Raw genomic sequence first — 16,372 nt, forward strand, 5'->3', positions numbered from 1 at the left:
CTTTTTCTTGCTTCTACATAAATCATGATAAATACCATTCTGGTTAAAAATATTGCCACACAATCTTTATTGACCAAGTTTCGTTAGGATGTTGTAACCTGGGCAATAGCAACTCTCTATTGATGTGACACCAGGCAATCGCTTTTTCACATCCATGACAACAACCATCGACTTTCTCAGTCACCTTAACCCTAGTCAACGTCAAGCTGTCGAACACTACTGCGGACCGTTGCTAGTTGTTGCTGGCGCAGGTTCCGGAAAAACACGAGCGCTGACTTATCGCATTGCAAATCTGATTCTGAAACACCGTGTTGATCCAGAAAATATTTTGGCGGTTACTTTTACCAATAAAGCCGCACGGGAAATGAAAGACCGGATTCAACGGCTGTTTGCTGAACAATTGGCAATGAAACAACACGGTCAGCGATTGGATTTGTTGACGGAATATCAACAAACGCAATTGCGATCGCAAGTTTATAAAAATACTATCAAAGACTTATGGTGTGGCACTTTCCACAGTCTATTTTCTCGCATTCTCCGCTTTGATATTGAAAAATACGTAGACGAAAAAGGACGCCGTTGGAATCGCAATTTCTCTATATTTGATGAATCAGATGTGATGACTCTGATCAAAGAAATCGTTAATAAACAGTTAAATTTAGACGATAAAAAATTTGACGCCCGTTCTGTCCGCTACGCTATTAGTAACGCTAAAAACCAAGGTTTATCACCCCAAGAATTTGAGCAAGATCAACCAAATTATCGCGGGCGCGTGATTGCCCAAGTCTACAATTTATATCAAGATAAGTTAGCAGAAAACAACGCTCTGGACTTTGATGATCTAATTCTCGTACCAACTAGATTATTTCAGCAAAATGAGCAAGTATTGGGTTACTGGCATCGCAAGTTTCGCCATATCCTCGTAGATGAATATCAAGATACCAACCGCACTCAGTATCAACTCATCCACTTATTAGTTACTAATGGCGAAATTAAAAAGAGCGAATGGGAATGGCAAAATCGCTCAGTTTTCGTTGTCGGCGATGCGGATCAATCCATTTACAGCTTTCGGATGGCAGATTTCACTATCTTGCTGGGATTTCAGGAAGACTTTGGCGATGGTTTGGTAGATGATGACACCCGAACGATGGTTAAGCTGGAGGAAAACTATCGTTCTTGTGAGAACATTCTGGAAGCGGCTAATGAACTGATTGAAAATAACACCCAACGGATTGATAAAATCCTCAAACCAACGCGGGGGCCGGGTGAGCAGATTACTTGTCACAAAGCTGATGAAGAACTCGCAGAAGCGGCATTTGTGATTAATCAAATTCGGACTTTAGAACAGCAAAATCCAGAGTTAAACTGGGGTAGTTTTGCCATACTTTATCGGACAAACGCCCAATCTCGCCCCTTTGAAGAATTGTTGGTGAAATATCAAATTCCTTACACAGTTGTGGGGGGAATGAGATTTTACGATCGCAAAGAAATTAAAGATGTCATTGCTTATTTAAGAGTGATCGCTAACCCATCTGATACAGTCAGTTTATTACGAGTCATTAATACTCCCCGGCGGGGAGTTGGCAAAACCACTATTGATGCTTTGGTGAACGCCTCCCAACAATTAGGGACAACTTTGTGGGAAATACTCAGCGATGAAACATCAGTTAATACATTAGCTGGACGGGCGACAAAAGCTGTAAATAACTTTGCCGCAATGATTAGCCGTTGGCAAGGACAAATCGGCACGCTTCCGGTGACTGAGGTTTTGCAAGGAATACTAGAAGACTCTGGTTACGTCCAAGACTTGATGAGTCAAGGCACAGATGAAGCCACAGATCGGGTACAAAACGTCCAAGAACTTTACAACGCTGCACTGCAATTTCAAGAAGAAAACGAAGAGGTTTCCCTTCAAGACTTTCTGAGTAGTGCCGCCCTCAGTTCCGATTTGGATAATTTAAAAGAAGGACAGACAGCCGTTTCTTTGATGACTTTGCACGCTTCCAAAGGTTTGGAATTTCCTGTAGTATTTTTAGTGGGATTAGAACAAGGGCTATTTCCTGGCTACCGATCGCTGGGTGATCCCGCATCTTTGGAAGAGGAACGCCGCCTGTGTTATGTGGGGATTACTCGCGCCCAAGAGCGGTTATTTTTATCACACGCGCGTGAACGTCGTTTATATGGTTCTCGTGAACCTGCCATGCGATCGCAATTTCTCGATGAATTACCAGAAGAATTATTATCTACCAAACACCTGAGTCGTCAAAGTTATACCAAAAGTGCTTCTACTCCTAGTGGAAAACAAGACGCAACCCAGAATTGGCAAGTGGGCGATAGAGTATTACATAAAACTTTTGGGCTTGGTGAAATCACTCATGTTTTCGGAACAGGTAATAAGATGTCTGTGGCAATTAAATTTTCCAGTTTGGGACAAAAAATTGTTGACCCAAGAGTAGCGCAGTTGCAACGAGTAGAGTGATACAGCCACATATCCCCAATTTTTCAAAAAAGTCGGGGATTTTGTTTTTCATATTTTAATTTCTTCAAAGTGTTCAACAGTAGGAAATGGCTCATAAAAATGATGCAGAAGTTTTTTCCACTCTTGATACTCACCAGAACTTCTAAATCCTACAGTATGAGATTCTAAACTTTCCCATCTGACAAGTAATAAATATTTACCTTGGACTTCTATACATCTATGCAATTCATGGGATAAATATCCGTCCATTGAGGAAATAATTTTAGAAGCTTTTTTGAAAGTAGCTTGAAAATCTGATTCTAAACCAGGTTTAACATGAAGCATCACAGCCTCAAGAATCATATAGTTTTGCGGTGAGAATTAAGCTAATGTTATTTAGTATAAGGTGAATGTGATGTCTACGATGGGCTACGCCTACGTACATATTTTATTAAATCAAAAATAATTCTTGAAAAAATAGCTAATAGCAGCACAGAACGGAGTATATTGACCGTTAGCATCCAGTTCTTCATAACCTTGAGCAAGTAGCTGTATTTCTGCTTCAGTTAAACCGTCAGTAGCAAGCAATGCAGCGTCAATTGCTAGCCTACGCATATTTTGTAGCTTGCTGATATTGAGTGCAAGCTTCTCAATCGTTGTTTCAGCAGCAGCTTTTTTAGCTGGATCATCTGTTGCTTGAATTTCGCCAGAAGTAGGGTATTTAAAAAAATCAGCGCAGGTTATTTCTAGAGGCGAAACCATCAAACTCCCGTCGTACCAGTTATCTTTTCTATGACCACAATGTACTGGTACTCGAGGTTGATCTTCACCTTGACATGACACCATGAGATTTGTGTATTCATAAGTCAAGTGTGTATAAATACTTTTGGGTTTTAAGTGTTCAATATGGCATTCATTCCTTGTGATCGAAGCACCACAGTAGCAACAGATATAACCTTGTTCACAAAGCAATGCCTTAAACACATCATTTTTCACTGATTGTTTGAATTTTATCCAAGGAAGTATCTTACCGCCAAGCTTCTTATTCCATTTAGTTAAGCTAATCGGTTTTGCACCCTTTTTTATGTACTTCATCTATTGAGAATTTCCTTTCGCCGAATGAGTACATCCGCTTTAACAAACTCTGGCTCATCTGCTCCAATTTCATTGGCTAACTGTTGACGTAATTGCCTAGCACCTTCAAGGTTTCCTCCATCAATTAATCGAAAAAGTTCTAAAAGACTTTCTTTAATTTCCTGTGGACGTGCTGGAACACCCATTAAGTCTTCTAGTATTCGATTACTGTCTCTGCCAAAGGAACTTTCTGGTCTTTTAGCAACAACACCTTCGTCTGTTTTTTCTAGAATATAAATTCCTTCCGGCTTAACTTGGCTAATTACTTGAGGCGAATGGGTGGTGACAATAAATTGACAATTGGGGAATGTTCTTGTCAAAGCTGGAATAATTTCTCGTTGCCATTTGGGGTGTAGGTGGAGTTCAATTTCATCAATTAAAACAACACCATTACCTTGCAGTGGATCTGGTAAACTAGGATTAGCGATCGCTAATCGTCTTGCTAAATCTCCCACCATTGCCAGCAAGCATTTCTCACCATCAGATAGCTGATTGACTATAAGTTCCTCACCTTGTTTTTCTACAGTCTATTCGTAAGGGAGAACGCCGTACCCGTAAATTTGAAAAATAGGGAATTAGTGAAGAAATAGCTTGTCTTACGGCTTCTAGTTGGTGGTTTCTATAACTTGAAGTGTCTCGCCTTTTTTCATTTTCTAAATCTTCTAACGTTCTAAACCATTGAAAAAAGGTGCTGAAGCTGATTTCTACACCGTTTAATGCCTGTTCATAGGCATCTGTCTGTTGAAATGAATAATCTTTTGAAATCTCCAGAGATATATCAATAACTGCACGATTTAGTCGGTAATAAACGGCTAGAGGCAAATTAGTTTGAGGATTTGCTTGCCATTTCCGATGAATCTCTTCAACAACTGCTTTTAATTGCTCCTGATAGTTATTTAGATTTTTACCGTTTCCTTTTCGACCATTTTCGAGAAACCAATTTACTGATAAAGAATCGAGTAATATTTTAATTTTGTTGTGTGTTTCCTCGCATCCATTCGTGATATCTTGTTCACTGAAATCACGTATTTTGCTGTTCTGCTCTCCGAACCATCTTGACTGATCACTATTACCAGAGTATAAATTAACGTTACCGTAAATATGCCCTTGAATACTGATTTGACTCCCCAAAATATTTATACTCTGGTTTGCAGGTGTAAATATATCCTCATTCGATGCAATCCTACCTATAAACTGTGACAAAAGAATAGCAAGGCAATCAAGAATACTCGATTTTCCTACACCATTAATACCAATAATTACAGTTGGTTCTGTCTGGTGGAAATCAAGCGTCAAATCACCGATTCCACGGAAGGATTGCATTTGCAAACGCTTGACTTTCATAATAATTATGCTGATTTCAACTGAATAATGCCTTTATCAAAAACGCGATTATCTGTAGCGATCGCACCAACTTCTATTCTATCTGGATACACCTCATAAAAGGCAAAACTTAAATCACTGGTGGAATACTCTGTCCACTCAGAACGTCCTACAGGACGATTGCCTGCACCTGCACCACAAATTAAATAAGTTGTACCATCAATAGCACGAGTGCGTTCATAACTATGTTCGTGGCCATTGATATAAAGTTGAACACCGTATTTTTGAAATAGAGGAGTAAAAGTTTTAATAAAACCTGGATTATTTCCATACTGACCCGATGAATAAATCGGATGATGTCCAAACACCACTTTCCAAGGAGCTTTACTAAGACTTAATTCTTTTTCTAACCAAATTAGCTGGTTTTTCCAATCAGCATTACTATTAGTATCTAAAGCGAAAAATTGTGCTTGATTACGTTTAAATGTATAGTAACGTCCTTTCATATTAAAGCCGGCATACTTGACTTGTGGATCACCATTAGCAGTACGAATATCGTGATTACCTAAACAAGCCTGAAATTTCACATCTTGCTTAAGTAAGACTTTGTAGGGACGCTCAAAAACTTCGCCAATTTTCTCAATTTCGCCGTTATTGTAAATGTTGTCTCCAGCTAAAACTACTAAATCATAAAGATTTTGTTTGTGATAGGCATTCATTGCCCCAGCCACAGCATACTGTCCTTTAGCCCCAGTCCCTGTATCTGCTACAGATACAAAACGTAATAACAAGTCTTTTTTAGCTGGGTTGGTGGCTATAGCTGTTGTTGAATCAGTAATACCAGCACTTTGATTATTTTGATGAGCTAACATCCAGCTTAAAAATCCAGTACTAATGGCGCTGAAGCTACTTAAAAATAAAAATTGACGGCGTTTCAGGTTCATAATTCACCAAATTTAGTAAATAGTCAGTTCAGCGGAAACAATGAGCAATGAAGTGATACATTAAGGCAAAAGAAGGCAGCACCAGTAATAATGTACGTTGTTTGTCTTTAATTCGCTGCTTTTGGTGAAAGTTCCATGTCACAAGACAATCAGTCAAAACCGACGAATAAGCAGGTAACTCAACCTCCCCAAAAACCTTACCAGAGAGTTCAGCCATTTTGGAAGGCTAAAATTATCCAACTTCTCCAAGGGACGATTGGGGTTTTAGAAGTAACAGTGGAGAAACTGGAGACTGCACCCCCACCTGGTACTGAAGAAAAACCCAGTTTTTTCCAGCAGCTTCAGTTGCGCTGGGGTGGACTGTTAAGGACAATCCGCTTGTTTTTACCATCAAATTTGTCAACAAAGTTATCAGATACAGCTTTGACAGGAATTGTTACTGCAATTGCTGTAATTCTCGTTTGGACAACGGCGACTGTCTTTACAGGTAAACCTACTGAAGTAGCAACAGTTCCACCTGTTAAGGAGGTTCCTGTACCTACACCAATAATAACTACTCCACCGGAGTCAGTCGCACCAGAACCACAGCCGCCAGAGGAAATTACACCGCCGCCAGAAGTACAAACTACCCCACCAACGCCGGAACCGAAACCAATTCCTACGCCAACGCCAACCCTGATACCAACCAGAGAATTGACACCAGAACAAGCCTTAATTGCGGCTATTGAAAATCAGGTAGCCGAAATTAGCGATCGCATTGCCTCTGGTCTGATAAAGTCAATTCAAGCCAACTTCCGCACCAGCAATCTTACAGTCAAAATTAGTGAGGATTGGTACACTCTCAAGGAATCTCAGCAGGACACACTAGCTGCAAAGATATTACAACGTTCTCAAGAACTTGATTTTACCCATTTAGAAATTATCGACTCCCAAAATAGGCTGATAGCGCGTAACCCAGTTGTTGGTAATGAGATTGTGATTTTTAAACGGCAAACAGCAAGTTAAAATAATTCGTAATCTAAACACTTTATCAGGACGTTTAACTTCAAGTATTTATGTTAGACAACGTTTCGCTATTGCTCCAAGCTTGTGAAAACTTAAATATCAGCTATGAAATTATTCATCCTGCTGAAAACTTAATCAAAATAAAACTGAATAATAAACCGCATTATTTTTGTAATTATAGCACTCCCTTAATTAATCAAGCAGTAGCACACCTTATAAAAGACAAGGAATACACTTACCATGTTTTAAAAGAAAAAGTTAAACTTCCTCGGACAGTAGGTTTTCTTTCTCCTTTTTGTGATATTCAGTATAAGATTTACTTAAAATTTCCAACTATTCCAGATATCGTATTAAAAATAAAAGAAAATTTTGAAACTCCAGTGATAGTTAAAAGGAATTCCGGTGCAAGGGGACATAACGTCTTTTTATGTCAGAATATACATGAAATTGAAACTGCTTTAAAAAAAATTTTTAATATCAATCTTCAAAAGTATGATTATGTCGCTCTTGCTCAAGAACTTATTCACATTAAATCTGAATATAGAGCAGTTTTCTTAAATAAAGAGTTGGTTTTGCTTTATGAAAAAGATATAACTGATGCAACATTTGCGGGTAATCTCAGTCCTCTGCACTGGGATGGTGCAAAAGCCAAGTATATCAACAATCCACAAATATTGTCAGAGATTGCTAATTTTACTAAACCAGTTTTTGATGAATTAGACCTTGATTATGGTGGTTTAGATATCGTATTAGACCAAGATAACCAATATTGGTTAATTGAAATAAATTCTCACCCCAATTTTAGTGTTTTCATTAGAGATAATGGAGATGAACATGTGTTGAATATTTTTGAAAAAATCCTAATTAGCCTAGCCTCAAAATAAAAAATTTAGTATTTTGGTTAGTTTTTAGGCATCTTTTACTGACTGACAGATATAAACTGCCGGCCCAATTGAGCTTGGAAGTGCTATTATTTCTGGGTTTGGCTGAGTTAAAAGATATTCTAATAACAACAGCAAGAATTTACTTTGGAGCGTGGCATCATTATCTCTAATAATTTGGCGATCGCGTTCGAGATTTTGGTGAGTGGAGGAATCCCACTTAAACAAGTCTCTCAATTCGTAGACAAAGAAAGCGATCGCCTCTAAATTAAATGTCAAACTAGCATTCAGCGCTGAGTAAATTTCCTGCTTCCCTGCTCCCCTTCCTCTAAGTTTTCTCCCAAGAGCGCACTAAACTGCTCAGAAACCGATACTGCGTAGGTTTATTCATAACCGAGCAATATTGGGACTGAATGCAGGGAAAAAAGTTTGTTTTGATTGTGTAATAACCAACAGTTTAAAACGGTAATACAGCATTATGCATCGGATAAGTAGCACATCGGGTGGATGGAATCAGTCAGAGGGTTTAATTTTTCTAGAACAAACTCCAGCGCCTTTCGTGTTGATTACGGCCGCTGATACCGACATTCAAACTTTGGCAGCTGCGCTTGGGAAATTACCTGCAAGCTTTCCGGCATTAAGAGTCGCCAACCTGTTGCAGTTGCAGCAACAATTAAGCATAGATACTTATGGAGAACAAGTTTTGGAACTTGCCCAAGTAATTATTTTGCGCCTGTTAGGAGGACGTTCCTACTGGGGTTATGGCTTAGAAGTAGTGCAGGAAATTGTGCAACGTAATGGTAAAACCCTGATTGTAATGCCAGGAGATGACGCTTTTGATCCCGATTTAATTTCCCAGTCTACCGTGCCCTTGAGTATTGTTAACCAGGTATGGCAGTATTTTAGCGAAGGCGGCGTAGAAAATTTCGTTAATGCTCTCCAATTTATCTCTGACAGTTGCCTGTTAACTGCATATAATCCCCCGCTACCCCGGCCAATTCCGCGTGTGGGATTGTATGAATGGGAAGTGGGGAGTGGGGAGCAGGGAGCAGGGGAGGCAGGGGAGGCAAAGGAGGCAGGGGGAGCAGGGGGAGCAAGGGGAGATTTAGAATCTTATACATCCACCTTTGAACTGGATTCATCCACCTCAGAACCTCAAAGCTTCCAATGCCTTATGCCCAAAGTCGGCATTCTTTTCTACCGCGCTCATTATTTAGCGGGAAATACTAAGGTAATTGATGCTTTATGCGAAGCCTTGGTACAGAAAAATTTACAACCAGTGCCAGTGTTTGTTTCCTCATTGCGTGAACCTGATGTTCAAGTTGAGTTGAGTGAATTTTTCCAACCCAAAGAAGCTGAGTCAATAGCTGTGCTGCTGAATACCACCAGTTTTTCTCTAGCACGCTTGGAAACTGAAACACCTCAAACCGATTTGTGGCAAAAATTAGATGTGCCTGTGTTGCAGGTAATCCTTAGTGGCGGGACAATTGAGCAGTGGGAGTCACAGTTTCAAGGGCTTTCTCCCCGTGATATCGGGATGAATGTAGCGCTACCAGAAGTAGATGGGCGGATTATTACTCGTGCTGTGTCTTTTAAAGCAGTGCAAACTCGTAATCCCCATCTAGAGACAGATGTGGTAATTTATGAACCAGTGAGCGATCGCATCGAGTTCGTTGCTAAACTAGCAGCAAATTGGGCGCGTCTGCGTTCTAAACCCCCCCAAGAGCGGCGAATTGCCCTAATTCTGGCAAACTACCCCAACCGGAATGGACGTCTTGCTAATGGTGTGGGACTGGACACTCCAGCTAGTTGTGTAGAAATCCTGCAAGCTTTACATCTGGCTGGGTATGAAGTAGAAAATCCACCTGCTCAAGGAGATGAGTTGATTCAACGGCTGACAGATGGCGTAACCAATGATCCAGAAGGTCGAGAATGGCGTCCGGTACAGCAAAGTGTTTCTTGGGAAGAGTATCAACAGTATTTCGCTTCTTTGCCGCCAGCAGTGCAGCAGGGTATTAGTCAGCGCTGGGAAATGGGGCAGGGAGCTCTTAGTAGGGGAGAAGAGTTTTCACCTCTGCCCTCTGCACCCCGCCCCTCTGCCTCTTTCCCCGTTCCCGGAATTCAACTCGGCAACGTCTTTGTGGGCATTCAGCCACCAAGAGGTTATGATAATGACCCCAGCTTGAATTATCATGCGCCAGATTTAGAACCAACCCATGCTTATTTAGCTTTCTACTATTGGGTCAGAGAATGTTTTGGTGCTGATGCTGTAGTTCATGTGGGAAAACACGGAAATCTAGAATGGCTACCGGGTAAAAGTGTGGCTTTATCCAGCAATTGTTATCCAGAAGTGGCTCTCGGCGCAGTTCCCCACCTGTACCCGTTTATTGTGAATGACCCTGGTGAAGGTTCCCAAGCCAAACGTCGCGCTCAAGCGGTGATTATAGATCATCTAACGCCACCGATGACTCGTGCCGAACTCTACGGTTCTTTGCAACAGTTAGAAAATTTAATTGATGAGTATTATGAAGCGGAAAGTTTAGATCCTTCGCGTTTGCCAGTGATTCGCGATCGCATCCGCGAACTGGTGATCAAAGAAAATCTCCATCTAGATTTAGGAATCCAAAATGAAACCGAAATTTTTAATTCGGAATTTCTAATTTTGAATTCTATCGGAGGCTATCTTTGTGAATTGAAAGAAGCCCAAATCCGCGATGGCTTGCACATTTTTGGGCAATGTCCCGAAGGACGCCAGCTACGAGATTTAATAGTAGCGATCGCTCGCATACCCAATCGCTATTCTTCAGGTATTACCCGTGCCATAGCTAAAGATTGGGGTCTAGACTTCGATCCCCTGATAGCAGATTTGTCAATGACTAGTGGTGAATACTCAATAGTCAATGGCATAGAATGCCGTACCCTCGGTGATATCGTCGAAGTCCTAGAAGAACACGCCGCCCTTCTAGTAGAAAAATTAATAAATCAGGACTCTTGTACAGACGCCATGAATCGCGTCTCTCCACTCAACACAGACGCCATGAATCGCGTCTCTCCCCCCAGCACAGACGCCATGAATCGCGTCTCTACCTGGATACGCGATCGTCTACTTCCAGCTTTACAACAAACCCACCAAGAAATTACCCACTTATTACACGGACTCGATGGCGGTTACATCCCAAGTGCCCCAGCCGGCGCACCCACGCGCGGCCGCCCAGAAGTTCTACCAACAGGGAGAAACTTTTATTCTGTCGATATTCGCGCCATTCCCACAGAAACAGCTTGGGATATAGGCAGAAAAGCGGCTGAAACCCTCGTGGAATATTACACTCAAGAGCATGGTGAGTATCCCAAAACACTAGGTTTATCTATGTGGGGAACTGCCACCATGAGGACTGGGGGTGATGATATTGCCGAAGCCTTGGCTTTACTTGGAGTCCAACCTGTATGGGATGGTGCAGCCCGGCGAGTAGTGGATTTTGAAATTTTGCCCCTGGCGATTTTGGGGCGTCCCCGTGTAGATGTTACCTTGCGAATTTCCGGATTCTTCCGAGATGCTTTTCCCAACTTGATTGATTTATTCGCTCAAGCAGTGTCAGCAGTAGCAGACTTGGATGAACCGCCAGAACAAAATCCCCTCGCCGATGCAGTTCGCCAAGAAACTGATTTATGGACAAGCCAAGGTTTAACTTTAGAAGCAGCAGTGGTGCGATCGCGCTATCGCATCTTTGGTTCTCGTCCAGGTGCTTACGGCGCCGGACTCCAAGGTTTAATTGAATCGCAAAACTGGACAGATGACCAAGATTTAGCTCGCGCCTACATCAACTGGAGTTCTTACGCCTACTCCTCAGGAAGTGGGGTAGAGGAGCAGGGGAGCAGGGGAGCAGCGGGAGCAGAAGGAGCAGGGGAGGATAAAATCCCTCAGTCGCCAGTCTCTAGTCTCCAGTCTCCAATCCCCAATCCCGAAGCCTTCAAGCAACGCTTGGCACAAATGCAAGTTGTGCTGCACAATCAAGACAACCGTGAACACGATCTGCTCGATTCTGATGATTATTACCAATTTCAGGGTGGCTTAACAGCAGCGGTACGTTCTCTACAGGGAAAAAATCCCCAAACCTATTTTGGTGATAATTCCATACCCGCCCAACCACGAGTTCGCCAACTGAAAGAAGAAATTGCCCGGGTGTATCGTTCTCGCGTAGTTAATCCAAAGTGGATTGCGGGAGTCATGCGCCACGGTTACAAAGGTGCGTTTGAAATGGCAGCGACAGTGGATTATCTATTCGCCTACGATGCTACAGCTAAATGTGTCGAAGATTATATGTATCAAGGCATAGTAGAAGCTTATTTGCTCGATCCACTTGTCTCAGAATTTATTCAGGAAAAGAACCCTTATGCACTGCGTGATATTGCTGAAAGATTATTAGAGGCACATAAGCGCAATTTGTGGGAGGATGTAAATATAGGAACATTAGAAGCTTTGAGGAACCTAGTACATCAAGCTGAAGCAGTTATCGAAGAAAAATCAATGGTGTAGGAAATAAATATGGAGAATCTTGCGTATTTGCACCTAGCTTCCACCTACGAAGACAGCCCACCTAGTGAATTGGTCTCCCTCAGTTCTTTGTTTAACAAAGCAGCTGCACCAGACTGGAAACGGCTTTCTGGTAGGGCTTGGAAGTATATGTTGCCCCTTGCTCTGTCTTTGTCCATTCTTGGCGCTGTCAGTAGTGTCATGGCACTGGAAAAAGGCGATCAAGGCCCTTCTGTCAGAAATCTACAACAAAAGTTGAAAACAGCAGGTTTTTACCAAGCTTCTGTTACCCAAGTATATGACGTATCCACACAAGAAGCTGTGCGGCGCTTCCAAAAGTCCGCTGGTTTACCAGTGGATGGCATTGTTGGAGCAAGCACCCTGCAAAAATTAGAAAGCTGGCAAGCCAAAAAGCCCAGTACTACAACTACACAAGCTAAAAAGCCCAGCACTAGTACTTCAGCTAGTTCAGCTAGTTCAGCTAGTTCAGCAACCAGCAAGCGCCATAATCCCAACTACCTTGCTAAGGGGGATGAAGGTGAAGATGTCAGAGTTTTGCAAGAACGCTTAAGAGTTGCAGGCTTTTATTACGGAAACGCCACAGGAATATTTGGCCCAATTACTGAAGAAGCTGTCCAGCGCTTCCAAGATTCTTACAAATTAAGCGTTGACGGGATTGTTGGCCCAGCAACATTGCGTAAATTGCCGGGAGTTGGCATCGGTGATGGAGAAGAGGCTCCCAAAAAGGTAGTCAATCGAGATAAACTCCGTGTAGGCGATCGCGGTGAGCCAGTTAGAATTGTTCAAGAACAATTGATCCAGGCAGGATATTTAGAGGGAGAGCCTAATGGCTACTATGGTCCCTATACTGCCGATGCTGTAAAGAGATTTCAGGGAGCTAATTTCTTGACAGCAAGTGGTGTTGCTGGCCCAACAACGCGAGCTAAGTTATATAGCTCAGTTAATACTGCTAGCAAAAGCGAATTTAATACCCTAGAAATCCAAACCCGACTACGGGAGCGGGGTTTTTATAAAGGCAAGCTGAACGGTGTGATGGCAGATGACACCAAAAAAGCAATTAAACAAGCCCAGGAATTCTACGGCATCAGTCTCAAGGATCTTAAGAGCGGACGCTTTTAGCATCCGCTTTGGTGTTGTTAGTATCAATCCCCAACTGGTTGCTTGCCTCCAGTAACAGCAAATTACAAACTGCTCAAAATTCCACTTATTTGGTTAATTTGAGTAGTTTTGTCTTGTTATCCACCCAAGTGCTAAAGCGGCATCAGTGCCCGTTGGCACTTGGGACACACTGCATGAATCGTCATTTGACAGTCAAGCAGGTGAAAACCTTCTTTTTGAGCCGTTTTCGCCCCAATTTTTAAAATTGAGTCGTTTTTAAATTCAATGGTTGAGTTGCACCTGACACAAATTAGGTGATGGTGGTGATGGGGATAGGGCTGGTTGATTTCATAATGCTTATGTCCCTCGCCCAGTTCTAGTTCCCGTAAAAGTCCCATCCTTGCCATCAACTTCAAAGTCCGATAAATAGTTGACAGACTGATCCCTTCACCATCAGTTTCTAGCCGATGATAAAGATCTTCCGCACTTAGATGTTCACCTTGCGGAAGTTCTTGAAAAATGTGTAAAATTGTTTCGCGCTGGGGAGTTAAACGCCAACCTCGTTCGTTCAGTTCTGCCTTAAGTGAAGTAGTCGTGTAGACTGTCATACTAATATTTCTCAACAAAGCCTGTTAGTTGAGAATATAACAAATATTTGGAGCAATTTGCAACAATCATTGCTTATTGATAACCTTTACCAAATACTTAAGAACAATTCATAAAATATTAATCAAAATTCAAGTAATAAGCTGTAGTGCATTTAATTTACATACGGCTAATAGTTAGGATACTTGTAACGATTGCATCCCTTGACTTTGAATTTTGAACGAGTGAATTTTGAATTGCTTAGTTGATCCCCACCTTCAAGATATCTGAGCAAAGGTCTGGGGAACCTGTTGTACAATTAAATGCAAATTATTTGCTATAAGCTTTTTAGAGGTTTATAGCAAATAATTCATAATTCATAATTATGTTTCAAGTGGGGATTTAAACCCCACTTGAAACGGGACTGGATGATTAGGCATCAGGGAGAAACCCCCTCTTGTAAAGTTGGAGCGGAGGTTTCCTCCGCTCCAACTTTACGCCTTTTAATTATGAATTATGAATTAGTTTGATCATTGATTAAGTTAGAGACTCCAAATAGTCGCGGATGAGGTTGCGGCGCTTGGGTTGACGTAGCTTTTGCAAAGCCTTGGATTCAATTTGTCGGACTCGTTCCCGCGATAAGTCAAGAGCGCGACCAATTTCTGCTAAAGAATAAGGATGACCATCTGCTAAACCAAACCGCATCAAAATTACATCGCGCTCCCGACTAGTCAAATCTGACAGAAGATGATGCAAATCTCTTTGTAAAGATTCTCGCATTAACATCTCTTCTGGGGTTACACTATCAGTTTCGAGTAATTCTCCTAACTCAGTATCTTTATCCTTGCCTACTTTGGTTTCTAAAGAAACGGAGCGAGGAACCCGCAACAAAACTTCTCGTACTTGAGTCGGTGTCATCTCTAACTCAGTTGCTAAATCTTCTAAAGTTGGGGTGCGACCTTTTTCTTGAGCAATTTTGCGTTGGGCCTTTTTGATTTTGTTTAACTTTTCGGTAATATGAACAGGGAGGCGGATCGTTCGACTAGAAGTAGCGATCGCTCGTGTAATTCCCTGACGAATCCACCAGTAAGCATAGGTACTGAAGCGGTAACCCTTAGTGGGGTCAAATTTTTCTACAGCCCGCTCCAAACCCAGTGTGCCTTCTTGGACTAAATCCAACAATTCCAAACCGCGATTTTGATACTTCTTGGCAACAGACACAACTAGGCGAAGATTAGCCTTAATCATGTGTTCTTTTGCTTGGAGTCCTTGGGACTGAATTTGCTCCAATTCTTCTACTGTCAACTTGGCGATTTCAGCCCAGCGACGTTTGCCATCTGCCAAAGTCGGTCTGAGATCCGATACCATTATGCCAGCAGTGGCAGCCCATCTTTCCAAAGACGGGCGATGTCCTAATTCTGAGGTCAGACGTTCTTGGACTTCAACTAACCTCTGATAGGGCGTAATCACTTCATCCCCTTGCTTGGCGGCGTTAGCAAGCACTATCCGCATCCGCAAGTAGCGCTGGACTTTTTGGGCTTCTGAAACCTCTTCATCACGCCCTAACAAGCGAACTCGACCAATTTCCTGAAGATATAGACGTACTAGGTCAGTACTACGACGGTTAGTGTTAGCAGCAAAGTTAGCATGGTCAACAGAAGCCATCTCTAGCTCCTGTAGGTCATCTACCGATAACTCACTTTCGTCAACCGTGAGATCCGAGTCCAAAGCCTGGCGGGACTTTCTGGTATTGTAGGGGGCATCTGCATAAAAAGATGTTGCTGGCATAAAGATTGTCTCAATGGCTCCAGGTAACAATAGATTACGGTCAGCTTAGATTAGGGTCAGCTATTCAACTGTTGCTATTGTTCCCGTGATTCACGAAAAACTAACACGGTTGAAGGTTCCATTACAATTTTTTTTAGAAATTAACTGTAAAGGTTTTATTGGATACAGTATTACTGAACTTAATCGGCTGCTAAACTTTTGATTGAACCAATAGCTATTCAAATCCGCAGCTAGGTTTTCAATATTTCAACTACTTAGTTAACATTTCAACCTTGAAGGTTACTGATAGTGACTTTTATAACACGGTATAAACCTACTTCAGTGAATATCATGTTTATAATTGGCATAGTCACATTTACATGGCGATAAAAGTAATATCCTGACGATTTACCAATTTTTTCTCAGGATTATTCAGGTATAAGTAGAACTAATAGATATTAGGGAAGTGATTAGGATTAACTACAAAAATTCTATCGATGCAAAGGGTGTGGGACACGGAGAAAATTCTGATGCTGGGAACTTCAAAGCTGTTGACCACGTGTACAAGCGATTCCAAGGCTTTATGATACTGTGTTAGAGCTATCAGCTCTAAACAGTCTTGAAT

Annotated in this window: 13 protein-coding genes; 5 read left to right on the forward strand and 8 right to left on the reverse strand. The window is 41.8% G+C overall.

All coding sequences use genetic code 11. The annotated features are described in order from the left end of the window. The first annotated feature begins 154 nt into the window (after positions 1 to 154). Entirely contained in the window at positions 155 to 2,479 is a 2,325-nt protein-coding gene (gene pcrA / locus V7K48_RS23680) for a DNA helicase PcrA (RefSeq protein WP_335075924.1), read from the forward strand. 48 nt (positions 2,480 to 2,527) lie between these two features. On the opposite strand, the gene V7K48_RS23685 is transcribed toward pcrA, so the two are convergent. The 5 genes from V7K48_RS23685 to V7K48_RS23700 form a co-directional block, all read right to left on the reverse strand. Beyond that, complete coding sequence (locus V7K48_RS23685) at positions 2,528 to 2,821, reverse strand: antibiotic biosynthesis monooxygenase family protein (protein ID WP_335075926.1); 294 nt, start codon at positions 2,819 to 2,821, stop codon at positions 2,528 to 2,530. Positions 2,822 to 2,914: 93 nt separating this feature from the next. Then, positions 2,915 to 3,553, reverse strand: coding sequence for a retron system putative HNH endonuclease (locus tag V7K48_RS23690; RefSeq protein ID WP_335075928.1), 639 nt, complete (start codon positions 3,551 to 3,553; stop codon positions 2,915 to 2,917). Continuing rightward, complete coding sequence (locus tag V7K48_RS35130; protein WP_442949463.1) at positions 3,550 to 4,059, reverse strand: AAA family ATPase; 510 nt, start codon at positions 4,057 to 4,059, stop codon at positions 3,550 to 3,552. Before V7K48_RS35130 ends, V7K48_RS23690 begins: the two co-directional genes overlap by 4 nt. A gap of 40 nt (positions 4,060 to 4,099) precedes the next feature. After that, a complete protein-coding gene (locus tag V7K48_RS35135; RefSeq protein ID WP_442949464.1) occupies positions 4,100 to 4,936 on the reverse strand; it encodes an AAA family ATPase in 837 nt (278 codons plus the stop codon). 5 nt (positions 4,937 to 4,941) lie between these two features. Next, a complete protein-coding gene (locus V7K48_RS23700; protein ID WP_335075931.1) occupies positions 4,942 to 5,859 on the reverse strand; it encodes a metallophosphoesterase family protein in 918 nt (305 codons plus the stop codon). 135 nt (positions 5,860 to 5,994) lie between these two features. Between V7K48_RS23700 and V7K48_RS23705 the strand changes: the two genes are divergently transcribed. After that, positions 5,995 to 6,864 carry a hypothetical protein gene (locus tag V7K48_RS23705; RefSeq protein ID WP_335075934.1) on the forward strand — a complete coding sequence of 290 codons (870 nt, stop codon included), beginning with the start codon at positions 5,995 to 5,997 and terminating at the stop codon, positions 6,862 to 6,864. A gap of 50 nt (positions 6,865 to 6,914) precedes the next feature. Next, positions 6,915 to 7,748, forward strand: a complete 834-nt coding sequence (locus tag V7K48_RS23710) for an ATP-grasp domain-containing protein (protein WP_335075936.1) — start codon at positions 6,915 to 6,917, stop codon at positions 7,746 to 7,748. 24 nt (positions 7,749 to 7,772) lie between these two features. Here the strand turns inward: V7K48_RS23710 and V7K48_RS23715 are convergent, their stop codons facing one another. Continuing rightward, the gene (locus tag V7K48_RS23715; RefSeq protein WP_335075938.1) at positions 7,773 to 8,024 is read right to left on the reverse strand and encodes a hypothetical protein; all 252 of its coding nucleotides are present in this window, start codon (positions 8,022 to 8,024) and stop codon (positions 7,773 to 7,775) included. 199 nt (positions 8,025 to 8,223) lie between these two features. On the opposite strand from V7K48_RS23715, the gene cobN reads away from it, so the two are divergent. After that, the gene (cobN, locus tag V7K48_RS23720) at positions 8,224 to 12,279 is read left to right on the forward strand and encodes a cobaltochelatase subunit CobN (protein WP_335075940.1); all 4,056 of its coding nucleotides are present in this window, start codon (positions 8,224 to 8,226) and stop codon (positions 12,277 to 12,279) included. Positions 12,280 to 12,288: 9 nt separating this feature from the next. Then, positions 12,289 to 13,416 carry a peptidoglycan-binding domain-containing protein gene (locus tag V7K48_RS23725; RefSeq protein ID WP_335075942.1) on the forward strand — a complete coding sequence of 376 codons (1,128 nt, stop codon included), beginning with the start codon at positions 12,289 to 12,291 and terminating at the stop codon, positions 13,414 to 13,416. Positions 13,417 to 13,547: 131 nt separating this feature from the next. Here V7K48_RS23725 and V7K48_RS23730 read toward each other — a convergent pair whose 3' ends face one another. Together V7K48_RS23730 and sigC are read right to left on the reverse strand one after the other, a co-directional pair. Then, complete coding sequence (locus V7K48_RS23730) at positions 13,548 to 14,003, reverse strand: Fur family transcriptional regulator (RefSeq protein WP_334997093.1); 456 nt, start codon at positions 14,001 to 14,003, stop codon at positions 13,548 to 13,550. 514 nt (positions 14,004 to 14,517) lie between these two features. Next, entirely contained in the window at positions 14,518 to 15,768 is a 1,251-nt protein-coding gene (gene sigC, locus V7K48_RS23735) for an RNA polymerase sigma factor SigC (protein ID WP_334977918.1), read from the reverse strand. Positions 15,769 to 16,372: the final 604 nt, after the last annotated feature.

This window comes from Nostoc sp. (assembly GCF_036919615.1).
Classification (GTDB): Bacteria; Cyanobacteriota; Cyanobacteriia; order Cyanobacteriales; family Nostocaceae; genus Nostoc.